Raw genomic sequence first — 24,920 nt, 5'->3', positions numbered from 1 at the left:
CTTCCAATGGATTTCGGGTAAGAGTACGTTAACTTTGGTATTTTTATATGCCCGCCATTCACACTATTTACAGTTCGATCTATTCATATTGACATTGTTGTCAGGCTTATCTGGTGCTTTAGTTATTACGTTAAATGCCCCGTGGTGATCAATCACTACGGGGCATTTTGATTTCGGTAAGGTCTTGTTTGATAACCGCTTTAGTTAGTTTTGAAATTCATGTGCCCGAGTTGAGGCTCCACGCACGAGTATGTTTAAGCGATCAGCTGCAATATCGACAACTTCAGTTAGTGTCATCAGATGTTCAACTTCAGGAGAATTACTCAAACGCTGCCGCGCATCTTGCAAAATGTTTTCGATGGTGTCATGTGGATGAAGGTAGGCAACGTACGGTGTGCCAAACTTCGCCTGATATTTCTCAGTCAGAACATGCAAGAGCTCTAACTGATCTTCGGTGGCACTACCCAATGCCAGGGAGCCAATATCGCGGGAAATACCATCAACACTGTCTGCAGTTACCAGCTCATACATGTCAGGATAGTCAGCAATTAGTTCGCTACGCTTATCGTCATCTGCTTGAACAATAGCTACCAAAATAGCGTTACGAACCTCGTCGAGAGAAGCAAATGGTCGAGCTTCCCAAGCTGTTTCTAGAGGCCACGTTTGGGTGTTGAACAAGCTACGGAATGTGGTGACAAACTGCTCTTTGGACATTGAATTAACTTCTGCCAACGAAACTCCAGCAGCCACGTCAGCAGTAAGGCGGGTCCTTGAATGTGGCATGTGGAAAAACAGCAAATTTAATAAAATTGCGGTAATTGAGCCGATTGACATTCCCGAAGAGAAGAACACTTGAGCCCAGCTTGGGAAAATAGCGGCAACTTCTGGGCGGAAGGTAACGAGCATAGCCAACCCCAAAGCTGTCGTGACAATAGCCGCGATACGGAAATCTGATAAATCTGCTTTTGCGATAGTTTGTAGTCCAACCCATGCAACATTAGCGAATAGGGCTAACGACGCTCCGCCTAATACGGGTGAAGGGATAGCAGCTACGATCGCCCCCACTTTCGGTAACAGTCCAACAAATATCATCAAGACGCCAGCACCGGCCGCAACCCAGCGTGACTTAATGCCCGTCATACGAACCAAACCAACGTTTTGCGCAAACATTGTGTATGGGAAAGAATTCAGTACGCCACCAAGGGTGGTAGAAACACCATCAGCGCGAATCGCGGCAGCTACGTCGGCAGATGTAATACGCTTGCCGACAATCTCTCCAGTAGCAAAAACGTCACCTGTTGTTTCAACCATCGTAATGAGCATCACGATAAGCATCGAAATGATAGCGGTGAGTGAAAATACCGGCCAACCGAAATAAAACGGTGTGGTGACGCCCAGGGCGGGAGCGTGACTAATAGCGTCAATCTTTTCCACCGGCACGTGGTTGAGTAAGAGCGCAATAGTTGTGCCGCCAACAAGCCCGATAAGAACTGAAATTGTGCCTAAAAATCCGCGAAAAAAACGTTGTGCTAAGACGATCGTAAAGAGAGTCCCAAACCCGTAGGCCACGTCTTGAACAGCGGGAACGCCGTCGGCATAATTGACAAAATCATTGGCTGAAACTGACAGCAGGGAAGTACCCATAACCAAAAGAACAGTGCCCGTGACATGATGAGGGAAAAAGCGCAAAAGTTTAGCGAAATAAGGTGCCGCGAAAAATGTAAATAAACCAGCAACAATAATTGATCCGTAGATGACTGGCAGCGAAGCAAGTCCGCCGGTGCCGTTTGTTGCTGTCAAACCGATGGCAATAATCGGTGCGACTGCAGTTGTTGTTACGCCTTGAATAATAGGCAACCGAACACCAACTTTACGAGTAACACCCACACTTTGGATAAGAGTAGCAATGCCACAAGTGAAAAGATCGGCGTTGATGAGGTGGATGGTTGTTGCTGAATCGAGATTTAAAGATGAAGCGATGAGCAACGGTACGATAACAGCACCCGCATAAAAAGCAAGCAAATGTTGGAGGGATAAGAGGGCAAGTTTTGGCGCCTTAGGGACGGCGTTCACAGAATTTATATGACTCACAACGATAATCGTAGTAGGTGAAATAACCAATCACTCCTCTTGTCTAGTATGTGGAATAGCTATGTCCATTTTTTGGAAGATGTTTTAGCGTACGGTATGCAGTGCGAAGCTCCCATGAAAAACCGAGAAAAAATTGACGAAATGAGCAAAAGTCTGAATAAAAATGATCATGTCAGGCATACTTGTCTCATGGAACATGACGTTAATAACACAAAACCTGTTTCGACGACGGTAGCGTCGGCGAATAACCATCAACTTTCCAGTGACGAGCGCACATCGCTTATCGAAAATAACGGTATTGACATTATTACTGAAGCGGAACGGACAGCTCAGCCAAGTGATCTTTTCTGGCCGTGGTTTGCGGCAAACGTATCAGTATTCGGTATTTCGTACGCCTCGTTCGTCTACGGATTCGGTGTTTCCTTTTTCCAAGCGCTTATCGTCGTCGTCATTGGAGTGACGATCTCGTTCGCATTATGTGGAATTATTGCGATCGCTGGTAAACGTGGTTCGGCACCCACAATGATTTTGTCGCGAGCGGCATTTGGTGTGTACGGCCAAAAGATCCCCGGGATTTTTTCCTGGCTAATGTCCATCGGCTGGGAGACATTCTTAGCGATTATGGCAACGTTAGCTACCGCGACAGTTTTCACCCAGATGGGATGGAGTGGCGGGACGACGACGAAGATTGTCGCGTGTCTTATTATCGCAGCTATGATCGTTTCGGCGTCAGTTGCCGGATATCACATCATTATGAAAGTTCAGTCCATATTGACGTGGATAACGGGAACATTGACGATCGTGTATATTCTTTTGACAGTTCGCCATATTGATTTCTCAATTATTATGCAGCGCCCTGCCGGGTCTTTGACAGCAGTTATCGGGGCACTTGTGATGGTGATGACTGGTTTTGGGTTAGGTTGGATTAATATCGCGGCAGATTGGTCACGGTATCAGTCACGTCAGGCGTCGGCTGGAAAGATCGTTGCGTGGAATACTGCCGGCGGTGCTATCTCACCTATTTTGTTGATCGCTACCGGATTGCTCATAGTTGGATCAAATCCAGAATTGGTTGACGGTATTGCGGCAGATCCGATTGGTACGTTGGCAACTATTTTGCCAACGTGGGTATTGTTGCCATTCTTAGTGACAGCAGTTTTGGGTTTAGTCTCGGGTGCTGTTTTGGGTATTTACTCTTCGGGGTTGACACTGTTGAGCTTGGGAGTGAAAGTATCGCGTCCAGCGGCGGCAGGTATTGACGGTATTATTTTGACGACTGGCACTATTTGGGTTGTCTTTTTTGCTCAAGACTTCTTAGGTCCTTTCCAATCGTTCTTGATTACTTTAGGAGTACCTATTGCATCTTGGGCCGGGCTGATGATGGCAGATATTGCACTGCGTCAGCGTGAATACGATGAGCAGGCACTTTTTGATCCACGAGGTATCTATGGTGCGTGGGACTGGGCATCGTTAGTCGTGATGGGTGTGGCATCTGGCATCGGCTGGGGCTTGGTGATCAATAACTTTGCAGAGGAAGCAGCATGGAATAATTGGCAGGGATACTTGCTTGGACCACTTGGTCTAGGTGGTAGAGATGGCGATTGGGCATGGGCGAATCTCGGTGTCTTGTGTGCTTTGGTGCTCTCTTTTGCTGGAGGATATCTATTGCGCCGCCGCAAAGTTGCACGACAAGAAAAACGGCGATAGCGAGATTGATGTTTGTGGGCGGAGTCGATTTTCGCCCCCGCCCACAGTGTTACCGGTCTCTGAGAACCTTAAGCGAATGATAAGAACATTTTTTCCAGATGTTCTTCATCTACATCTCGTCCATGCGCATAACAATTTTTCATGCCGGTAGCAATAACGAGGTATCCAGCCCGGTCAACGGCTTTTGCTACCGCTGCTAACTGCGGAATAATATCGTGGCAATCTTCTTCGTTTTCGAGAGCTGCGATAACTGCGTCAAGTTGTCCGCGGGCGCGTTTAAGCCGTGTGATGGCCGGTTTAACATCGGTTGCTGGTAGTTTCATGATTAATCCTTGCATGGTATGTTGTGCACTTTTACCGGCGAGCATCCTGTCCGTGTGTCCAGGTAACATATCCGCCGTCGAGGTTGGCGGTGGTGATTCCATAGTTGTCTAACAGGGTGTAAGCAATATGGCCACGCAGGCCGACTTGGCAGTGGACGAGAACTTTTTTGTCTGCTAGTTCTGCGATTCGGTCACGGATGTCGTCAACTGGAATGTTGATAGCACCAGGAATGCTTCCGCGGCTAAACTCTGCTGGGCTACGAACGTCAACCAGAGTCCATCCGTTGGCTAGTGCTTGATCTAGTTCGTGCCATTGGATTGTTTTCTCGCCTTGTTTGGCGTTGTCGGCAATAAAACCGAGCATGTTAATGGGATCTTTTGCGGAGCCGAATTGTGGGGCATACGCAAGTTCGAGATCGGCAAGGTCACTAGCGCCTAGCCCAGCGCGTATTGCGGTGGCAATTACGTCAATTCGTTTATCGACGCCGTTAGTTCCAACTGCTTGAGCACCTAAAATAGCATCATTATCTGCATCGATGATGAGTTTAAGATGGAGCGGTGTGGCGCCCGGATAGTAGCCGGCATGATGGACGGGATGGGTGTGGATGACCCGAATATTTTTACCTGCTGCGCGGGCTCGGCGTTCATTCCATCCGGTTGTAGCTGCCGCTAATCCGAATACGCCGATAATAGCAGTTGCGAGTACCGGCATGGCGCTAACGTTTCGTCCTGCGATAATATCGGCAACTAATCGGCCGTGTCGGTTGGCTGTTTGTGCTAGTGGAACCATGATGTTGTCACCGTTGATAGCATCAGTTTTTTCGGCAGCGTCCCCGAGGGCGAAAATTGTGTGATCACTGGTGCGCTGCTGGTGATCGACGCGTATTCCGCCTCGCTCATTGATCGCTAATCCGGCGTCGCGTGCTAATTTTGAGGCTGGTTGTACACCGAGTGCGGCAATGACGACGTCGGCTTCGATTCTGGTATCTCCAGCCATGACGTAGTTTTCGCCGATTGCTTCGACTGTTGAATTGGTCAGCAGGGTGACGCCGTTCTTTTCAAGGTGAGTGGCGACGATGGCAGCCATTTCGTCGTCGAGCGGCGTCATGATTTGGGATTCGCGTTCAATAACTGTGGTGTGTAGCTGACGTTTAGTAAGGTTTTCCGCTAGTTCAAGGCCAATAAATCCGCCACCAATGATGACTGCGCTGCGTGCCTGAGTTGCTTGGATGTGATCGATAATATGATCGGTGTCTTCAACTGTGCGTAGTGTGAGTGCGTGTTCGATGCCGGGGATGGGTGGCATTGTGGGTTGGGCGCCGGGTGAAAGAACGAGGTAGTCGTAGGCTATGTCGTAGTTTCCTTCGGGCCCGTTGACTGTGACAGTTTTTGCTTGTCGGTTGATGGCGGTGGCGGTGGAGCCGGTGCGCACGTCGAGATTGAATCTGTCTTTGAGAGATTGTGGCGTTTGGAGAAGTAGGTCGGATCGTTCGGTGATTTCGCCGCCGATGAAGTAGGGCAGGCCGCAGTTTGCGAAAGATACGTAGTTAGATGATTCGACGACGATGATGGTCATTTTTTCGTCGTTGCGACGTAAGCGGGTAGCGGTTGACATGCCGCCGGCAACGCCGCCAACGATAACGGTTGTGGTCATGATTTCTCCTGTGAGCGGTACTGGTCTTTAGCTGAATAATGAGCGGAAGAAGCCGCCTTTTTTAGCTTCTGCCTTTTGCTCTTCGGTGCAGGTGCACCATTGGCTAGCGGGGACTTTGGCTTTAACAGATGCGATGTGTTGGCCACATCCGCCCCAGGTTGTTTTGCCACAATTTTTGCATGTTACGGGATAGCACATGGGTTCTCCTTGCGAATTGGGTGGTCATGGTGACCGACCATTACCTACAAACATACCCCCGGGGGTATGTGTTTGCAAGGAGGTGGTGGAGATTATTTAATGTAAACGACAACTGTTTCTGGGGTGGCGAGCGAATTAGGCACAACTATTTTTCCGTACGGCGCACAACATACGGGGATAAGTTTGAGGTGTGCAACTGCTAGCGGTAAGCCGATAATTGTTATGGCTAGTAGACATGCGCTTAATATATGGCCGATCGCTAGCCAGATACCGGCGATAAAAAACCAAACGATATTCATTAGTTGGGAACCAAGGCCGGCATTTGGTTTGCGAACAACACTGCGTCCAAAGGGCATAAAATAAAACCGGCTATTCGGAAGGCGGCTATGGACATGGGGATGGTAACGATAAAGACTATGCCAATAAGTCCGGCGAAGATGTATCCTAAAAACATCCCAAATCCGCCGAAAAATAGCCAAAGAATATTAAAATTGCATTCATGATAGTAGTCTATCGGATAAATGTCGTTCAAAAATGACATATCAGGAACTTTAAGGCTTCCGACCTACCCTAAACACATGAAAAGACGTAAACTATTAAGTAGTGCGCTTGAGCGCATCACTCTTAAGTGTTACCGACCATGGAAGTTGAACACACATGACATACAAACTCGTTCTCGTCCGTCACGGCGAAAGTGAATGGAACGCAAAGAACCTTTTTACCGGATGGGTAGATGTGCCACTTTCGGAAAAGGGTACTGAAGAAGCAAAGCGTGCAGGCAAGCTCCTCAAGGATGCTAATGTTTTGCCAGATTTGCTTTTCACTTCGCTACTTCGCCGGGCAATTATGACTGCTAACCTTTCTCTCGATGCATCCGATCGCCACTGGATTCCAGTTAAGCGTAACTGGCGCCTCAACGAGCGTCATTACGGTGCGCTCCAAGGGAAGAACAAGAAGGAAATTCGTGACGAATACGGTGAAGAACTGTTCATGCAGTGGCGCCGTTCTTACGATGTTCCACCGCCAGCAATTGAAGCTGGTTCTGAGTTCTCCCAAGATTCAGATCCACGCTACGCCGGCGAGCCAATTCCAGCAACTGAGTGCTTGAAGGATGTTCTTGAGCGTCTTCTCCCATACTGGGAAGGCGAGATTGTTCCAGAACTTAAAGCTGGCAAGACCGTAATGATTGCTGCTCATGGTAATTCTTTGCGGGCAATTGTTAAGCACCTCGATGGCATTTCTGATGAAGAAATTTCAGGCCTTAACATCCCAACAGCTATTCCGTTGTACTACGAATTGGATGAGGAAACTCTCAAGCCAATCACTAAGGGTGGCACCTACCTCGATCCAGAAGCTGCAAAGGCAGCTATCGAAGCAGTTGCTAACCAGGGTAAGTAATTGTAGCGATACCTCATATATGTCAGGGGCGCATCTGCAGGATGTGCCCCTGACATATATGAGGGGCATGAACGAACATATTCACGCCCTTAGCGTAGGCGCATGCCTTGACAGCGTCCAACTTTGATAGAATAAGAACATTCCTTGTTCGCGGAGATAAGAGAGACTACCACATGAGCTTCAAAGTCGGAGAAACGGTTGTTTACCCCCATCATGGGGCTGCGTACATTGAAGATATTTCAGAAAAGATAATGCGTGGCGAAAAGCGTCTTTATCTTACACTGCGTATCATTCAGGGCGATATGGTTATTCAGGTTCCAGCTGATTCAATTGAACAAGTTGGGTTACGTGATGTGTCCAATGATGAACAGCTTGAAGAAGTTTTTGCAGTATTGCGGGAAGAAAACGTTGAAGAACCATCAAATTGGTCACGGCGGTATAAGGCTAATGGTGAAAAACTTACATCTGGTGATGTGAATAAAGTAGCTGAAGTTGTTCGTGATCTAACCCGGCGTAACAGTGACCGTGGCCTATCCGCTGGCGAAAAGCGGATGCTGGCACAAGCTCACGCCATTCTCGGATCTGAAGTTGCTCTTGGTCGCGGTATTAGTGATGAAGAGGCAGCCGAACTTCTCAATGAGATTTTAGGGGAATTTACGCTCACTCCAGACAGTGGCGAGTCGGCCCCAACACCACAATCAGCTCAATCGGCTGAGTAAAAACGTTTAAATAAGGGTCCTACCAACTAGGTATGGCCCTTATTTTCTTTATCGCAGGAAAGAGACGCTATGAGCTGGAGCGCAATCATTGCCGGAGCAGGATCAGGTTCGCGCTTAGGAGCAAACTATCCAAAAGCCCTTGTTACATTAGGTGGTATTCCACTCATTGTTCACGCTACCCAAACGATGATAAAGGCCGGGGTAAACGAATGTGTAGTGACTACCCCCAGTGGTTATGAAGATCAATTCCAGGAGATCTTTGATCATTACCAGTTACCGGCACGGATAGTTACTGGGGGTCAGACACGTCAAGATTCTGTAGCACGTGCTCTTAAGTCAGTGACGCACAGTTCAGTTCTTGTCCACGATGCAGCGCGAGCACTGACGCCAGTGGAGATAATATCTCGGGTGATGGCGGCAGTCGAACGAGGTGCGCAAGCAGTAATTCCAGTGTTACCAGTCATTGACACAATCAAATCTGTTACCGAAACAAACATTGTGGAATCTACCTTGCAACGCAGCCAGTTACGGGCAGTGCAAACACCTCAAGGCTTTTCTACCGAACTATTGCGTCAGGCCCACGCGGACGGCGCTAAACTCAGCCAAAGCGAGCAAAGTGCCGCCCCTGATGATGCAGCCCTCATCGAACGTATGGGAATTGACGTCGTCGTCGTCGACGGCTCAATTAACGCCATGAAAATAACAACTCCGCTAGACCTAACTTTGGCAGAACATATATATCGCACACTACATAACGCACCCAGTGAGGAACTATGACACAGATGATGCGCGTGGCAACTGCCGTCGATGCCCACGCTTTTTCAACCCAACCTCACCGAAAACTTTTCCTTGCCTGCCTCGAATGGCCCGATGAACAAGGTCTAGAAGGCCATTCAGATGCTGACGTTATTGCCCACGCGGCAGCCGATGCACTCCTTATTGCTTCCGGTATCGGGGAGCTAGGTACTGTTTTTGGCGTAGATCGACCCGAATGGGCAGGCGCTAGTGGCAGCGCCCTACTAGGGGAAAGCGTGCGGTTAGTGCACCAAGAAGGCTGGGAGATTAACAATATTAGCGTTCAACTCCTTGGACAAAAACCACGCTTTGCGCCACGGAAGGCAGAAGCCGAAGCAGCAATGTCCGGTGTCGTCGGCGCACCAGTATCCGTAGCTGCCTCCACAACAGACCACTTAGGTTTTATCGGCCGCAAAGAAGGCCTAGCCGCCATCGCAACTGCATTATTGATTCGCAACTAAAAAATCGCCACTAAAACAATGGTGGCGACCACTGAGGCCGCCACCATATTGAGTAAAAATAGTTATTATTAACGGGACGTCTTGGATGCTTTAGCTGCTTTGCGTAGTCGTTTAGCGTGCCGGGCAACCGGAATAAAAGAGACCAAGCCACAGAACAAGACGAAAACAACGCCGAGAATGCCGAAGTAGGCCGCGTCGTGTCGAGAAATGTCTAGTAGCCAAGCACCAGCAGAAATAGCTGTTGCATACAAGAACGGAGCTAATGGCGAAGCAGCACGCCCCGTCGTCGCATAAAGGCCAAAAATCTCAGCTTCTTCACCTGCAGGGGCAAGCCGAGCCAAGTACGTACGTGACGCAGACTGCGTCGGCCCAACGAATACGCATAAGGCCAAACCGAAAATCCAATAGATTTCGTGACCAGAATAGCCCAGTAGCCCATCGTGGAAAATAAAGACGCCAAGACCGAGTAAAACCATCGAAGCTACGGAGAAAATAATAACCTTCGCAGCCCCAATACGATCATCAAGCCAACCAAAACCGATGGTAAAAATGCCGGCAACAACGTTAGCGGCAATACCAAACAAAATCACTTCTGAATTCGAAAAACCAAAAGCGACACCAGCAATGATCGCGCCAAAAGAAAAGACTCCGGCTAAACCATCACGGTAAATAGCAGACGAGATTAAGAACCACAAAATAATACGATCATTGCGCCACAACTGACGAATTGACTTAAAGAGTTCCCGGTAAGCATTAAAGAATCCATCAACAGTTGATTCAGTTGCACGTTCTTTATTTTTTAGTGTGAAAATGAGCGGTAAAGAGAACCCAGCAAGCCAAGCAGCGGCAACCAACATTGAAACGCGAACATTAAGTCCGTTGCTACTAGTGACACCAAACCAACCAACCTCGGGGTTGATGAAGCCGATGAAGAGAATCAGCAATAAGACAATACCGCCCAGATAGCCTAATCCCCAACCGAATCCAGAAATACGCCCATAGTGTTCCTTGGGGGCAAGATCAGAAAGGAGCGAGTTGTAAACCACGCCGCCTGTCTCAAATAAAATATTTCCGATTCCAACTAAAACCAGACCAAGTAACAAATAGTCTTCGCCTGGCTTGACGAAGAAAAGCAGCCCGATAATTGTAGCGGTGCCAAGAGTTGTTACTGAAAGTACAGTGGCGCGTTTGCCAGAGCGATCTACTGCCTGCCCTAACGCGGGTGCGATAAGCGCAATAATGACACCAGCAATACCAAGTGCCCAACCTAAATACGTGTTGGCGTGATCGCCAAACAGATCAGGGTTGGAAATGTAGAAAGCAAAAATAAAGGTAGTGACGATGGCGTTAAAGGCCGCCGATCCCCAATCCCACAAACCCCAGTAAATAATTTTTTTCGTAAAGAGGTTCGTTTTCTTTGGCGCTGTTTCAAGCGATGAGTCTTCCGGTGAATACGGGAAAGCATCGTTGCTTGGAAGCGACGTTGTTTCTAGTTTCATATCTGTAATCTATCGTTATTTACTGATCAAGTGAGGTAGTTTGCGTGAGATAAACTGTGATACGCAACATTTGTCCTGACAATGTGACAATTAGAGTCATGTTTAATTAGGTAAAAATATGTTTTTACCAGGGTAAGTGTGCGTGCCCGCGGTTGGGGTATTTCCGTGTAAAATTATCACCATGGCACTACATATATATGATTCAGCAACGCGTTCGATGCGCGAGTTCACTTCTTTGACTCCAGGTAAAGCAAGTATTTATTTGTGTGGTGCAACGGTACAGGGCTCACCGCATATTGGACATATGCGCTCGGCACTAGCTTTTGATGTGTTGGTGCGTTGGTTGCGTCGTTGCGGTTATGAGACGACGATGGTTCGTAACGTTACTGATATTGACGATAAAATTTTGGCTAAGTCAGCTCAAGAGGGCCGGGAATTTTGGGCGCATGCCTATATTTATGAAAACGAGTTTAGTGCTGCTTATGACGCATTAGGAGTGCTACGGCCTACCTATGAGCCCCGCGCCACTGGGCATATTCCAGAAATGATTGCCTTTATTGAGCGGTTGATCAATCGGGGTCACGCCTATGTGGGCGATCCTGGAAATGTGTACTTTGATGTGGCTTCGTTGCCAGATTATGGTTCGTTGACGCGCCAAACTCTTGACGATTTTTCTGACGACGACGAATCTGCAGCTGACAAACGTAACCCGCGTGACTTTGCGTTGTGGAAAGCAGCTAAACCTGGTGAACCGGCTACTGCCTCGTGGGAGACGCCATGGGGGCGTGGGCGACCTGGCTGGCATCTCGAATGTTCTGCTATGGCTGGTAAATATCTTGGGGAATCTTTTGATATTCACGCGGGCGGTATTGATTTACGTTTTCCGCATCATGAAAATGAGCAGGCACAGTCACATGGCGCCGGGTACGGTTTCGCCCAGTACTGGATGCATAATGCTTGGGTGACGATCGACGGGGAAAAAATGAGTAAATCGTTAGGAAATTCCTTGATCGTAGCCAATATTCTGCGAGAGCATCCGGCGGTTGTTGTCCGGTTGGCGTTGGGGACGGTGCATTATCGATCAACAGTTGCTTATTCGGAACGAACGTTAGCAGAAGCGAGTGCTATCTGGGATAGACTCTCGGGTTTTGTTCAGCGTGCGATTGATGAAGTTGGCGAAGTTCCCATGGCAGAAATTGCTGGTCTGGAATTAGCAGATTTTCCAGAAGATTTCGTTGATGCGATGGATGATGATCTTAATGTTTCGGCTGCGCTCGCGGTTATCCATGAACACGTTACCGCTGGTAATAATGCGTTAGCTATTGAAGAAGATGAGAGTGTACGCCGGGAACAGCTTTTAGTTCGTGCTATGCTCGACGTTCTTGGACTAGATCCATGCGCCACGCCGTGGCGTGAAGAGAATTCGGCTGGTGCGCATTATCATGATGCACTCGATGCCCTTGTGCATACAATTTTGGCTCAGCGTGCTCAGGCACGGGCAGAAAAAGATTGGCAACGTGCAGATTCTTTGCGTGATTCGTTACAAGAAGCAGGAATTCTTGTAGAAGATTCAGCAGCGGGTGCGCGCTGGAAGATCGGAGAAAAGTAATGGCAGGTCATTTTGGGCGTCCCGGCGCAGTGCGAAAAGGTCGAAAAAAGGGAACCAAGGTAGGGTCAGGTGGCCAACGTCGTCGTGGGTTAGAAGGTAAGGGTCCAACTCCAAAAGCTGAAGAACGTACCTATCATCCGGCGTATAAGAAAAAAGTCGCCCGCGAAGCGGCAGCGTTAAAGGCTGCCGGACCAAAATTGCGTGGCCACTTGCATACTCCTGAAGGATATGAACTGGTAGGAGGCCGTAATCCGGTTGTTGAGATCGTGGCTTCAGGTATTCCATTTAGCCGGGTATTTGTTGTTGGCTCACTTGTCAATGACGATCGAGTGGCAACTGTATTGCGGGCAGCAACTGAATCGAATGCAGAACTTATTGAGGTTACTCGTCAAGAATTAGATACGATGACTGACGGTCAAGTCCACCAAGGTATTGCGGTGGAAATTCCGCCTTATGAGTATGTTGATTTAGAAGAACTGGTGGCGCGGGGGCGTGACCATCTTGAACCGGGACTTATTGTTGCTTTGGACTCGGTTACTGATCCGCACAATCTTGGTGCTGCGATGCGTTCGGCATCAGCATTTCGGGCAGATGGAGTGCTAATTCCAGAACGTCGTAGTGCCGGGGTGAACGCAACGGTTTGGAAAGTGTCGGCTGGAGCTGCTGCTCGCGTCCCAGTGGCCCGCGAGACCAATCTGGTGCGAGCTTTGGAAGAACTCAAGTCAGAAGGCTACTTCGTTATTGGTTTAGCAGGCGAAGCCAGTGCCACAATTGACACGTTAGATATGGCTGATGTGCCAGTTGTGATAGTGACAGGATCGGAAGGTAACGGCCTATCGCGTCTAGTTCGAGACACCTGTGATGCTATTGCGGCAATTCCTATCGCGTCCGATATGGAGTCATTAAATGCTGCAGTAGCAACAGGTATTGCGTTATATCAATTTGATGTTAACCGTAGAAATTTCCATCAGAAGAAGGCATGATCATGACATCGTGGAGATCCGTTCAAGGGTATATCGACATCTTAGATCCTGATTTGACTACGCCAGAAAAAGTGGCGGAATTTTTCGCTTCGCAACAGATTTTGGGGCGTGGGCGCCATGTCGCGCACGGGTATGAGTTTGAGGTAGCTATCAGTGGTCGACGGCGACGCGTTGCCATGCTTGATGATGCTGGAACGGTGATTCGTGGGCTGACAGTCAGTGATCTTTTGGTTGAGATGCAAGATAAGTTACGTAAAGTTGCTGTTGAACTTGACGGTGAGGTGGTTCACGGTCCTCTCGATATTGGTGCAGTTGATATTGACGATGATGTCGACGACGATGTCGATCTAGCCCAGCCGCTTCCGGTAACTGGGGAAGAAGATTTTGATCAAGGGATTAGTGGGGCACAAATACCCGATTTTTCGGCTGGTCCAATGATGCTGATGACGGATATGTCTATGGCAGAAGTTCCTTCGATGGCAAATACGCAACAAGCTCCAATTGTTGTATCTAAGCTTGGCAATATGCGCGTTTTGGTTTCGGAGGAGTCATTGGGAAGCTACCGAAAAGTTTTTCCTCGGCCAAATTATGTGATGGCTTTGGCGCCTAATGTGGCTAATCAACCCAACCCCGTCTTAATGGTTCGCCGGGATAACACTCGCTTAGTATGGGACTGGGCAGGGGAAATGCCGGTGTTTGGTTGGATTGCCGAGGGATCTGTTGCTCATGAATTTGTGTGCGATGAGCTAGGAGCAGGTGCCATTGCCCGTTTAGCAATTGCAGATTTGGTGAATGTTACTTTTGCCGAAATGCGCCATGCGTTACTTGTTGAACCACAAGCAGCAGTGCGGACTCTCATCCGCACCTTGGGGTTACCGTCAGAAATAGCTGACGTTTTAGCAGGTAAAGGGGCATTGTCAGCGATTCCGGCAACAAAGTTGGTTTCACCCGATGACTGGTCTTTTGAAGATATGTTGGCATGGGAGTTTGCTGGCGAAGGCGTGCTTGAGCCTTCGATGATGCGGGCGGTTAATAAAATTTATATTGATCGGCCATGGCTGGTTGCTATTGGATCGGCTGCCCAAGCTACCTTAGCTGGCGCATTATTAGCGACCGCACTCCATCGTCATCGGCAAGGGGCTGGCGGAAAGACGCTTTTTGTGGTTGGTACCGGTGTTTTATTGAGCGCTTTTACTCGGATCGGAACGACGACGTACATGCGCAGTATCGTTGATCGGAAGCAAAAGGACATTGAAACTTGGCGTAATATCCGTAACTGGCAAGCCTGAGGGCAACAAAGGAGAAACATGTTTGTTCCACAACCGCGAGAAGAAGAATTAACCGCCTTTTGGACGCGGGCTAAAACTCGGTCAAAACTCGCTGAGGTGCCAGGGGTGATGGGGATGACGGATACCATCGCAGTCGAACCCCCAGCGTTTGCCTTTGGTGACGGAACTCGGGAGCTTGCTAGCGAGCTTGCCAACCTTGTTGTCTCCGGGAATAAGACAGTGACAACAAGTTATGCACCAGCCTACGATGCGACTAATGAGGCCTATCCGCGTACTGGCGATTTAGCAATTTTATTGGATGGTGAGGCCCGTCCAGTTGCATTATTGCGGAATCGAAAAGTAGAGGTTGTCCCATTTAATGAGATCAATGATGAGATAGCAAAAGCGGAAGGTGAGGGTTCGCTAGAGCAGTGGATTGCTGAGCATACTCGTGTTTTTACATCTGATGCTAGTGCTTTAGGCCTTGAATTCAGCCAAACAGCAAATATTATTGTGGAACATTTTGACGTTATGTATCGCGTGGATACTGATCTTAGCTGACGGTATATGCTACATCACATCTAGGGAGCTTGCTATTGTTGTCGTCTCCTCCGTATAGTTCTGGACGTTTGTGTAAAAGAATTTCGCGAGGAGACGCATATGTCGAAGCTATTTACGTGGGAGTTACACGGGGACGGTACTAAGATCGCCCCCGGAGAAATTGTTCCACCAGGCGAACGCCTTTCATGGCCTATCACATTTGGGGTTGGTGCCCAACATATGGTGGCTATGTTTGGAGCAACGTTCCTTGTTCCACTCATTACTGGTTTCGATCCGGCAACAACATTGTTTTTCACCGGCGTCGGAACCATTCTTTTTATCCTTATCACTGCCGGACGTATTCCTTCTTATCTAGGTTCGTCCTTCGCTTTCTTAGCTCCGATAGGTGCGGTAACAGGTTATGTTGCCAATGGCGGACAGCCACTCGATGATCATTTAGCCTCCTTAGCTCAAGGAGGCATTATTATGACTGGTGGTTTGTTAGCCTTGATCGGCATTTGTGCGCATTTCGCGGGAACTCGCTGGATTGATGTGCTAATGCCGCCGGTAGTTACTGGTGCGATTGTTTCGCTTATTGGTTTTAACCTTGCTCCGGCTGCATGGAATAACGTTCAGGCAGCTCCAGTGACGGCGGTTGTCACTATTATGGCGATCTTACTTTCGACAGTGTTATTCAAGGGAATTATGGGTCGGCTATCCATTCTAATCGGCGTTATTGTTGGCTATGTGACAGCGATTATTCGTGGCGAAGTGGACTTTAGTGCGGTGCAGGCGGCAAATGTTGTTGGTCTGCCACATTTTCGTGCGCCGGCTTTCGATCTGACATTATTCGCGTTATTTATCCCTGTCGTTTTGGTGCTTGTTGCTGAAAATGTTGGTCACGTGAAATCAGTGTCCGCGATGACTGGTGAAAATCTTGATACCTATACTGGGCGTGCGTTGTTTGCTGATGGCGTGGCAACAATGATTGCTGGTTCTGGTGGCGGTTCGGCGACGACGACGTACGCCGAAAATATTGGAGTGATGGCTGCTACCCGAATCTATTCAACCGTGGCATATATCGTGGCAGCTGGAATGGCACTGTGTTTGTCAATGTTGCCAAAGTTTGGTGCTGCAATTGCGACTATTCCGCCAGGTGTTTTGGGTGGTGCAGCAACGGTTCTTTACGGCATGATCGGTATGCTAGGCATCCGAATCTGGGTACAAAATAAAGTCGATTTTTCAGATCCAGTTAATCTCAATACTGCCGCGGTAGCAATGGTTATGGCGATCGCGAATTACACACTTTTCGTAGGTGAGCTAGAGTTTTCCGGGATTGCGCTCGGTTCGTTCGGTGCAATCATTATTTACCACGTGATGCGTACGATATCGCGGTGGCGCGGGACAACAATCGAGCCAGCTACTCCAGCGTCAGCGCCGGCAGGTGCTGAACTCGAAGAAGGTGCTCTTATTCGGGAGCATGACAACCGCTAGTTAATAGACGTACAGTCCTTTATCGGCTCCAGTGCGGAAGTGAGATCTTCTTCGCTGGGGCCGATATTTGTGCCATTGAACTTTTTACCGATGACAATGTCGAGTAAATCGGAGGTATTTGTTTCATCGAAGTGAATGGTAGAACCAGGGAAGTAAGCGCGCAAGGTGTAGGCTGCGTCAATATTATTCTTACCGGTAATGATTCGGGTAGCTTCTGGCAATGGAGCACCGCGCCAGTTAGATGTTTCAGCCACGGTCACTCCGAGAGTGGTAAGATCTTGGCCGACTGCGCCGGCTTGTCCGCTAACAGAGGTGGAGTTGTAGACGCGTGCGGTGATGGTGGTCAGATCCCGTGCTTGAATGTCGTTGGGTGGGCATGGCACGATATGGACCGGTTCAGCTTTCTTGGAAAATTCCCGATCGAATGGTGCTGGGATAATACCCACCCAAATAAGCGAGCCGAAAACGAATAAGAATGCCATGACGGCTGAAATTGAACCGAAGATAACGGTCTGACGCTGTTGAATGCGCTTGCGATATTCCGCGCGCGGATCATATGGGGTGCTCACATTAATATAATTTAGCGCACAACAAGTCTTTTGGGCGAACTTTGCGGGCAAAATATGGCGAATTGAGTGATTTTTTATGCTGTTCGCCGAGTACTGGCTCGAGGTTAAAAAGAAGGCAAGAAAGTCGGCTAGAATATAAGTGCGAGGTCGATACATGTCTAAAACTTTCCACTCTTTGTCTTATCCAAATTATCGTTTGTGGTTTATTTCTAATCTTGTTTCAGCAACAGCTGTATGGATGCAGCGCGTTTGCCAAATCTGGGTAGTTCTGACTGTTTTAACAGAGAATTCTGCGATTGCTGTTGGGCTAGTGACTGCTTTTCAGTTCCTTCCCCAAATGTTGCTTGGGCCGTTTGGTGGGGTGCTTGCTGACTGGGCTAATCGTCGTCGATTGATTCAAATAACGCAAATAACAGTTGCCATTATCGGTTTAGTTCTTGGCGTTTTGTTAGTTACTGGATCGGCACAGCTTTACCATGTTTATATTGCGGCTATTCTTGCTGGGACGGCTGATGCGTTATCGTCGGCGGTTCGAAATACTTTTTTGTCCGAACTGGTGCCGGCCTCGTCGTTACCTAATGCGATTAGTTTAAATTCGACGTCGTTCAATATCGCTCGGTTAATTGGTCCGGCATTGGCTGGACTCTTGATTGAACTTGTTGGGCCGGGCTGGGTTTTTATTCTAAATTTTGCGCTGTTTTCCGTCCCCGTTATCGCATTAACTATCATGAAACCGCAGCATTTCTTTGCTCATGAACGTGTTGCGCGCCGTAAGGGAATGCTTCGGGAGGGGTTTGCTTATGTGCGTACCCGATCAGATATTTTGGCGATATTGGTGATGATTGCGGTGGTTTCTGGCTTGGGGCTGAATTTCCAGGTTACTCAGGCTTTGATGGCAACTGATGTTTATGGCATGGGTGCTGGATCGTATGGTTTCCTTGGTTCGATGCTCGCTATTGGTTCGTTAAGTGGTGCGTTACTCTCGGCACGTCGCAAAGCTCCTCGATTTTCAAAGTTGTTATTGTACGCGGTGGCTTTTGGCGTGGTGGCAATTGCCGCTTCGCTAGCTCCGACCTACACGATTTTTGCATTGTTAATGATTCCTACCGGGTTTACGATGCTCACGTTTTTGATCTCGGTTAATACGCTTGTGCAGATAAGTACGCCATCGGAATTGCGTGGCCGAGTATTGGCTATTTATTTCGCGGTTAATCTTGGCATTACCCCGATTGGTTCGCCAGTTGTGGGTTGGATCGGGGAGGTTTGGGGGCCACGCTGGTCGATTGCAGTTGGTGGTATTGGCTCGATCTTGGTGGCTTTGATTATTTTTGTGTGGGCGAAGACGTCGTGGGATGTGCAGTTGCATTCGCGCCGGCGGTGGCCGTTTGTTGATATCCATGGGCCGCGAGAGCGTTATTTGAACAATAAATTTGGGCCGACGGACGAGGGCTTGCGCTAGTTTTCGACGGCGAAAATAGGTCATGAAAAACATTACCCCGGACTCGTGAAATAGTCCGGGGTAACTGGCGGAGGATGGGGGATTCGAACCCCCGAGGGCTTGCACCCAACACGCTTTCCAAGCGTGCGCCATAGGCCACTAGGCGAATCCTCCTGGGTAGCATCGTTAATGATGTACCTGTTAATGGTATACGAAAACAGAGCCTGGGTGCGAATCGGTGGCGTGTTACCTAGGCAATAATTCGCATCGTTGAGAAAATTCGCGTACACTGTAAGTCGACTCCTCACGTGGCGTCATCTTCGGTTAATTCCCCAGGGCAGGAATGCAGCAAGGAGGCCGGGCTCTGGCGGGTGCGTGGGGAGTCCTTTATATTGTGCTATATTGTGCGTATTTTTTGTCGCGGTTGGTCGGGTAATCTTGGTTAACTAGCTGGTGGATAATCGGCATTATCCACAGTATGTGCATCTGATGAGTCAGGTGTGGGAGCGGTCGAGTAAGATGGTGTTTGTGAGTGTAGCCATGTATCGCCGTTATCGGCCTCAGTCCTTCCAAGAAGTTATTGGGCAAGACCACGTCGTCGCGCCGTTAAGAGCAGCGTTGGCCGCGGGGCGTACTACCCATGCGTATTTATTTTCTGGTCCGCGCGGGTGTGGGAAAACGACGTCGGCTCGTATTCTTGCGCGTTGCCTTAATTGTGTGAACTATCCAACCGATACTCCGTGTGGGCAGTGCGATTCGTGCCGGGATCTTGCGCGTGATGGTGCTGGATCACTAGATGTAGTGGAAATGGACGCGGCATCGCATGGTGGTGTAGATGATGCGCGTGAGCTTCGCGAACAGGCGAGTTTCGCTCCGGTACGGGATCGATTTAAGATCTTCATTATTGACGAAGCGCATATGGTTTCAAACCAAGGCTTTAATGCGCTATTGAAGTTGGTTGAAGAACCGCCGGCGCATGTGAAGTTTATTTTTGCGACGACGGAGCCGGAGAAAGTTATCGGCACGATTCGTTCGCGTACGCATCATTATCCGTTTAGGCTTGTGCCTCCTTTAGAACTAGAGAAATATCTAGCTCGTATTTGTGCGCAAGAAGGAGTGGTTGCCTCTAAGGAAGTTTTGTCCTTAGTGATTCGGGCTGGTACGGGTTCGGTGCGAGACACTCTTTCGGTGTTGGATCAAATCATTGGTGGTTCTGATTCGCACACTTTAGATTATGATCGAGCGGTTGCCTTATTGGGTTACACCTCTGCTCATCTGCTTGATGATGCGGTTAGTGCAGTGTCTGAACGCGATGGTGTGCAGTTATTTGGTGTGGTTGACTCAGTTGTGAAATCTGGCCATGATCCACGTCGATTTGTGGAAGATTTACTGCAACGGCTACGTGATGTGGTCATTATTGCGTTGACGGGGCAGAGCGCTAGGGATGTTTTCGTGTCAGTTCCTGATGATCAATATCAGCGCATGGCCGATCAGGCTACTCGGTTAGGTGCTGCTCGGGCTTCACGTTGTGCAGATATAACTAACGATGCTCTCAATATGATGGTGGGGGCTACTGCGCCACGGTTACAGCTTGAACTATTGTGTGCCCGTCTTGTAGTTGCACAGGCAGAAAAAGTAGGCATCGCAGATACTGCCTCCGGAGCAAGCGTTGTGGAAGGCGGACAGGTATCAACACCACCACAAGAACTTAAAAAGTGGAAGAAGCCATCGGCACAAGAGGCTATTGCTGCCCGGCAGGATATTCCAGCGGTTCCTGCAGTACAGCCGCAACCTGCCCCAGTAGTGGCTCCAGCTACGCATGCTGATCCACCGCACAAGGATGTAGTTCCCGAGGTGCCACCGGCACGTCCAGAACGTTTGCCAGATTCGGCTGCGGCACAAGCGCGAGTTGCTGCGGCCGGGCCAGCTCAGGCTATCTTTGATAAAGTCCGCCAGTCATGGGATGAGATTGTGGCACACCCTCACCTTGGCGCCTTGGTGCGCAACCAGCTCAAAGCAGGTGCCCGGCCATACGATGTTACTGACAACACCTTGCGGATTGCTTTCGCAATGCCAGCGGTAGCTTTGCGTTTTAATCAACGTGCTTCCGGTACTCATGTAGCCGATGTGATTAAGGACATTCTTCACATCGATCTTGCGGTAACTGCTATTGCCGAAGATGAGGCATCATCCCCAAAAGATAAGGCCGCTCTAGATACAACTACGCCAGTTGTTCCAGAGAATACGGCCCAACCAGTGGGCGATATGCCACATGTTCAACCAAGCCCAGAGGCACTTCCTGAAGAAGATGCTGTTGTGCCTTATGAGCCAGTAGCAGAAGTAGAATACGAAGAAGAAAACCCTATCGATACTCCCACGTCCTTAGTTGAACGCCAAGATGATGCAGATCCGGCTGGAGTTTTAGGTGCCCTGGTTGATGGTACAGCTAAGCTAAAAGGCAACGATCATATACAGGTGGCTGAACTGCCAGCTTCTAGCGCTTCTCCCGCAACTGTCGAACGCAACGCGCCACGGGTGGAACCGATCGGTGAGGTACCATTTTTTGCTGAACCAATGCCAGCTATTCCGCCACTCGAATATCCGGGTGAGGATACGTCGTCGTCGGCCATATCAATGACCCCGCCAGCGCCAGTGCCGGTAACGGAAAAACCGAGAACTCAACCCACGTCGTCCAATACGCCAAATGATGAAAAACGGCCAGTGTGGGAAGTCCACCCACCTATCCGGGCTGAAGAACCAACAGAGCCTTCCCCGGAATGGGAAGAAGTTTCTGAAGACGATCCCGATATTAGCGAGTCTTCGTTAGTGGGATTAAAAGTTCTTCTCGATACGTTTAATGCACAAGTTATTGAAGAAATACCTGATCGTCAGGGAGGTGAATAGTGGCTGGAGTCTACGATGGTGCAGTTCAGGCACTGATTGACGAATTAGGTCGCCTTCCTGGAGTAGGACCAAAAAGCGCCCAACGCATCGCTTTTTATCTTTTGGAAGCAAGCGATGAGGACGTCACCGAACTCATCTCCGCACTACAAGCCGTCAAAGCAAAAGTACAGTTCTGTACCGTGTGCGGAAATATTGCTGAAGGGGATCTGTGTCGAATCTGTTCTGATATGCGTCGGGTAGATAGCACGATATGCGTTGTTGAGGAAGCAAAAGATATCGTTGCTATTGAACGTTCACGTGAGTACCGTGGAAAATACCACGTGTTAGGTGGCGCTATTGATCCCATCGGCGGTGTCGGTCCAGAAAATCTACGAATTCGTGAACTATATGCGCGACTTCAAGACGGCACTGTTAAAGAAGTTATTCTGGCAATGGATCCTAATGTTGAAGGTGAAGCAACAGCAACATATTTGGCGATCAATCTTGCACATATGGGCGTTGTCGTTTCTCGCTTAGCTTCTGGTCTGCCAGTCGGTGGTGATCTGGAATACGCCGACGAAGTGACAATATCGCGTGCGCTAGAAGGCCGCCAGCGAATCCACACGCCGTCGTAGCGCAATGGGGCGAAGCGCAATGGGGCGGATCAGGAATAATAATCCACTGGTTCATGCGGAGCTTCACGCTCTAGCATAGTAGCTTCTTCGCGGTGTAGCGGCAAGATATTGTGTATGTAGGATTGAACAGCATCGTGTAACGCAATATCATGACCAGCTTGTTCGGCAATGTACCAGCGGTGTTCGAGAATTTCATGGAATAGCTGTGCCGGTTGAAGTTTGCCACGCAGGTTGTATGGAATAGCGTTCACAGCAGGCTCATACACATTAGCCATCCAATCATGGGCCACGATAGAATCTGGCATATCCCATTGCCCATTCACGGCACGATAGCTATCTATATCATTCATAATTCGGCGTGCTTGTGCTTCTTCAACATCCATTCCCGTTAATCGCATGATCTTACGAGAATAATGGCCAGCATCAACAACCTTTGGCTGAATTGACAGGCGGGTACCGTCAATATCAGTACTCATTTCCAGTTCGCCTACCTCAAAACCAAGTTCGTTGAGCCGGCGGATACGTGCATCAACTCGCCACCGATCGGCTAGGGCGAAAGATTCTGCACTGGTTAACTCATTCCATAATTCGCGGTAACGCCGTTCAAAACGGTCGCCCACAGCAATTGTGTTAAAGTCTTCGTCTAACACACCACCGGCTTGAAGATCCATGAGTTCGCCGATGATGTTGGTACGTGCAACATCAATGTCATAAGCACGTTTGCGAGCTGAAAGGTTATCTTCTATCTCGCCAGTTTCTGCATCCACCAAGTAGGCAGCAAACTCGCCAGCGTCACGGCGGAATAAAGTATTGGATAGTGACACATCGCCCCAGAAAAAACCTAATAAATGCAGCCGGACCATTAAAACAGTCAGCGCGTCGATGAGTCGATCAACAGTTTCCGAACGCATTGCTTGTTGGCCAAACAGTGCGCGGTAAGGCAGAGAAAAAGGAAGATGTTTAGTGACTAGCACGGCGTTGAGTGGTTCACCGTTATCAGAAGTTCGCCCAGAAATAACTGCAAAAGGCTCAACACAAGGAGCATCTAGTCGTTCTAAATTCCGTAGGGTCTCGTACTCCTTATATGCAACCGTTTCGCCGATTTCCTTGATTGCAATAATCTGATTCTCTAATTTGACAAAGCGGACGATGTGGCGAGAAATACCACGGGGTAGTTTAGTGACGATATCGTCTGGCCAGTCCTCCAAAGGAATATTCCACGGTAAGTCCAAAAGCGCAGGACTGACCGTAGCTGAAGTGATCTGCAGAGTTTTAAACATGAGATACGTTCCTTGGTAAGTGCAATATCGTCGATAGTGAGTGTGAGAGGGTGCGAACTAATTCGCACCCTCTCACACTTTAGTCACGAGATTGATCAGTCACCAATTCGGTTGCCAGTGGCAGCCGAGAAATAGTGGACATGATCAGCGCGTGGGCGTAAGTAGATAACATCGTTCGGGCTTGGGACATTCTCTGGTGGAATGCGGACAACCATCGTATCGGAATTATCGCCAGAGCCAAAGCGCTGTGATTCGCTCTTGGCTCCTACGATTGTGCCGTAAACGTAGGCATCCGAACCTAGACCTTCAACAAATGTCACCTTCAATGGAATGGAATGAGCGTCTGCCTGTGGCAAAACATCGAATGCTTCGGGACGCAAACCAATGGTGATCTCACCGTTGTCTTCAGCTGTAAGTGCGCTCACTACATGTGCTGGAAGATCCAAGCGGGCATCTCCAAAGATGGCCTGAGTTCCCTCAACACGCCAGTTACCAAGGTTCATGGCAGGGGAGCCGATGAAGCCGGCAACGAATGCGTTAGCTGGGCGGGCAAACATGTCAGATGGTGAAGCAACCTGTTGCAGTAGACCGTCCTTGAGAACCGCAATGCGATCGCCCATGGTCAATGCTTCGGTCTGATCGTGAGTAACGTAAACGGTGGTTACGCCGAGTTCACGCTGTAGCGAAGCGATCTGTGTACGGGTTTGAACACGAAGCTTGGCATCCAAATTAGAAAGTGGTTCGTCCATCAAGAAGACTTGTGGTTTACGAACAATTGCACGTCCCATAGCAACGCGCTGACGCTGGCCACCGGAGAGTGCCTTCGGCTTACGCTCAAGATACTCGGTCAAGTCCAAAATCTTGGCGGCTTCTTCAACCCGCTTACGGATTTCAGCTTTGTCAACACCAGCAATTTTGAGAGCGAATCCCATATTGTCAGCCACGGTCATGTGTGGGTAGAGCGCATAGTTCTGGAAAACCATAGCGATGTCACGATCTTTTGGCGAAACATCGGTGACGTCACGATCACCAATGAGGATGCGACCAGCATTGACATCTTCAAGACCAGCGAGCATACGCAACGAGGTGGACTTACCACAACCTGAAGGTCCAACGAGAACGAGGAACTCACCGTCGGCAATTTCAAGGTTGAGTTTATCGACTGCAGGCTTATCAGCGCCTGGATATACGCGGGTAGCGTTTTGGAAAGTAACGGTAGCCATTACCAATCCCTTCACCGGCAGGTACGTGCCGGACGATCCGTTGTGAAAGGTGTCTGAGTGTCGACTCTGACACAGGCTTCGCCTCGGTGCGAAGCTGGTATTATTGTTGCACAATTTGAGTGATTTTTCTAGGTATCCCACACGTGAATTTGT

General features: G+C 49.0%; 21 protein-coding genes, 1 tRNA gene, 1 other RNA gene and 1 pseudogene. 14 read left to right on the top strand and 10 right to left on the bottom strand.

The window, feature by feature from the left end:
* Positions 1–204 precede the first annotated feature (204 nt).
* On the bottom strand, positions 205–2,121 hold the full coding sequence (locus HC352_RS08220) for a solute carrier family 23 protein (RefSeq protein ID WP_247645188.1): 1,917 nt from the start codon (positions 2,119–2,121) through the stop codon (positions 205–207).
* A 159-nt stretch (positions 2,122–2,280) separates the two neighbouring features.
* Between HC352_RS08220 and HC352_RS08215 the strand changes: the two genes are divergently transcribed.
* The gene (locus tag HC352_RS08215) at positions 2,281–3,798 is read left to right on the top strand and encodes a purine-cytosine permease family protein (RefSeq protein WP_168918412.1); all 1,518 of its coding nucleotides are present in this window, start codon (positions 2,281–2,283) and stop codon (positions 3,796–3,798) included.
* Positions 3,799–3,866: 68 nt separating this feature from the next.
* Here HC352_RS08215 and HC352_RS08210 read toward each other — a convergent pair whose 3' ends face one another.
* From HC352_RS08210 to HC352_RS08200, 4 genes and pseudogenes are all read right to left on the bottom strand, one after another.
* A complete protein-coding gene (locus HC352_RS08210) occupies positions 3,867–4,121 on the bottom strand; it encodes a metal-sensitive transcriptional regulator (protein WP_168918411.1) in 255 nt (84 codons plus the stop codon).
* Between the two features lie 31 nt (positions 4,122–4,152).
* Positions 4,153–5,775, bottom strand: a complete 1,623-nt coding sequence (locus tag HC352_RS08205; protein ID WP_168918410.1) for an FAD-dependent oxidoreductase — start codon at positions 5,773–5,775, stop codon at positions 4,153–4,155.
* Between the two features lie 27 nt (positions 5,776–5,802).
* Positions 5,803–5,973, bottom strand: coding sequence for a DUF8730 family Cys-rich protein (locus HC352_RS09290; protein ID WP_501981548.1), 171 nt, complete (start codon positions 5,971–5,973; stop codon positions 5,803–5,805).
* A 92-nt stretch (positions 5,974–6,065) separates the two neighbouring features.
* A pseudogene (locus HC352_RS08200) lies at positions 6,066–6,514 on the bottom strand (YccF domain-containing protein).
* 116 nt (positions 6,515–6,630) lie between these two features.
* On the opposite strand from HC352_RS08200, the gene HC352_RS08195 reads away from it, so the two are divergent.
* The 4 genes from HC352_RS08195 (at position 6,631) to ispF (ending at position 9,346) form a co-directional block, all read left to right on the top strand.
* Positions 6,631–7,371, top strand: coding sequence for a phosphoglyceromutase (locus HC352_RS08195; RefSeq protein ID WP_168918409.1), 741 nt, complete (start codon positions 6,631–6,633; stop codon positions 7,369–7,371).
* A gap of 173 nt (positions 7,372–7,544) precedes the next feature.
* On the top strand, positions 7,545–8,090 hold the full coding sequence (locus HC352_RS08190; RefSeq protein WP_168918408.1) for a CarD family transcriptional regulator: 546 nt from the start codon (positions 7,545–7,547) through the stop codon (positions 8,088–8,090).
* A 69-nt stretch (positions 8,091–8,159) separates the two neighbouring features.
* A complete protein-coding gene (ispD, locus tag HC352_RS08185; protein WP_168918407.1) occupies positions 8,160–8,867 on the top strand; it encodes a 2-C-methyl-D-erythritol 4-phosphate cytidylyltransferase in 708 nt (235 codons plus the stop codon).
* Positions 8,864–9,346, top strand: a complete 483-nt coding sequence (gene ispF, locus HC352_RS08180) for a 2-C-methyl-D-erythritol 2,4-cyclodiphosphate synthase (RefSeq protein WP_168918406.1) — start codon at positions 8,864–8,866, stop codon at positions 9,344–9,346. The genes ispD and ispF overlap by 4 nt, the downstream gene beginning before the upstream one ends.
* Before the next feature lie 68 nt (positions 9,347–9,414).
* Here ispF and HC352_RS08175 read toward each other — a convergent pair whose 3' ends face one another.
* Entirely contained in the window at positions 9,415–10,845 is a 1,431-nt protein-coding gene (locus HC352_RS08175; protein ID WP_168918405.1) for an MFS transporter, read from the bottom strand.
* A 181-nt stretch (positions 10,846–11,026) separates the two neighbouring features.
* Between HC352_RS08175 and cysS the strand changes: the two genes are divergently transcribed.
* The 5 genes from cysS (at position 11,027) to HC352_RS08150 (ending at position 16,739) form a co-directional block, all read left to right on the top strand.
* Positions 11,027–12,454: a cysteine--tRNA ligase gene (gene cysS / locus HC352_RS08170; RefSeq protein ID WP_168918404.1), complete on the top strand. Its 1,428-nt coding sequence runs from the start codon at positions 11,027–11,029 to the stop codon at positions 12,452–12,454.
* On the top strand, positions 12,454–13,437 hold the full coding sequence (rlmB, locus tag HC352_RS08165; RefSeq protein WP_168918403.1) for a 23S rRNA (guanosine(2251)-2'-O)-methyltransferase RlmB: 984 nt from the start codon (positions 12,454–12,456) through the stop codon (positions 13,435–13,437). The genes cysS and rlmB overlap by 1 nt, the downstream gene beginning before the upstream one ends.
* A 2-nt stretch (positions 13,438–13,439) precedes the next feature.
* Complete coding sequence (locus HC352_RS08160) at positions 13,440–14,726, top strand: ubiquitin family protein (protein ID WP_168918402.1); 1,287 nt, start codon at positions 13,440–13,442, stop codon at positions 14,724–14,726.
* Between the two features lie 18 nt (positions 14,727–14,744).
* Positions 14,745–15,266, top strand: coding sequence for an ASCH domain-containing protein (locus HC352_RS08155; protein WP_168918401.1), 522 nt, complete (start codon positions 14,745–14,747; stop codon positions 15,264–15,266).
* Between the two features lie 99 nt (positions 15,267–15,365).
* On the top strand, positions 15,366–16,739 hold the full coding sequence (locus HC352_RS08150; protein WP_168918400.1) for a uracil-xanthine permease family protein: 1,374 nt from the start codon (positions 15,366–15,368) through the stop codon (positions 16,737–16,739).
* Here the strand turns inward: HC352_RS08150 and HC352_RS08145 are convergent.
* Positions 16,736–17,308 (bottom strand): LytR C-terminal domain-containing protein, encoded by a 573-nt coding sequence (locus tag HC352_RS08145; RefSeq protein ID WP_168918399.1) that lies wholly within the window; start codon positions 17,306–17,308, stop codon positions 16,736–16,738. The genes HC352_RS08150 and HC352_RS08145 overlap by 4 nt on opposite strands.
* Before the next feature lie 154 nt (positions 17,309–17,462).
* On the opposite strand from HC352_RS08145, the gene HC352_RS08140 reads away from it, so the two are divergent.
* Complete coding sequence (locus HC352_RS08140; protein ID WP_168918398.1) at positions 17,463–18,767, top strand: MFS transporter; 1,305 nt, start codon at positions 17,463–17,465, stop codon at positions 18,765–18,767.
* 65 nt (positions 18,768–18,832) lie between these two features.
* Here the strand turns inward: HC352_RS08140 and HC352_RS08135 are convergent.
* Positions 18,833–18,920 (bottom strand) — tRNA-Ser (locus tag HC352_RS08135).
* A 121-nt stretch (positions 18,921–19,041) separates the two neighbouring features.
* Here HC352_RS08135 and ffs point away from each other — a divergent pair.
* The 3 genes from ffs to recR all read left to right on the top strand — a co-directional run bounded on the left by ffs (position 19,042) and on the right by recR (position 22,264).
* Positions 19,042–19,137, top strand: an RNA gene (ffs, locus tag HC352_RS08130) — signal recognition particle sRNA small type.
* 98 nt (positions 19,138–19,235) lie between these two features.
* Positions 19,236–21,650: a DNA polymerase III subunit gamma and tau gene (locus HC352_RS08125; RefSeq protein ID WP_247645187.1), complete on the top strand. Its 2,415-nt coding sequence runs from the start codon at positions 19,236–19,238 to the stop codon at positions 21,648–21,650.
* A complete protein-coding gene (gene recR, locus HC352_RS08120; protein WP_168918396.1) occupies positions 21,650–22,264 on the top strand; it encodes a recombination mediator RecR in 615 nt (204 codons plus the stop codon). The genes HC352_RS08125 and recR overlap by 1 nt, the downstream gene beginning before the upstream one ends.
* Positions 22,265–22,293: 29 nt before the next feature.
* On the opposite strand, the gene HC352_RS08115 is transcribed toward recR, so the two are convergent.
* A complete protein-coding gene (locus HC352_RS08115; protein WP_168918395.1) occupies positions 22,294–23,544 on the bottom strand; it encodes a DUF4032 domain-containing protein in 1,251 nt (416 codons plus the stop codon).
* Positions 23,545–23,639: 95 nt separating this feature from the next.
* On the bottom strand, positions 23,640–24,767 hold the full coding sequence (locus HC352_RS08110) for an ABC transporter ATP-binding protein (protein ID WP_168918394.1): 1,128 nt from the start codon (positions 24,765–24,767) through the stop codon (positions 23,640–23,642).
* Positions 24,768–24,920 lie beyond the last annotated feature (153 nt).

It is taken from the genome of Arcanobacterium buesumense, from assembly GCF_012563545.1.
Classification (GTDB): domain Bacteria; phylum Actinomycetota; class Actinomycetes; order Actinomycetales; family Actinomycetaceae; genus Arcanobacterium; species Arcanobacterium buesumense.
Note: the sequence above shows the minus strand (reverse complement) of the source record. Positions and strands in the feature narration are given on the sequence as shown.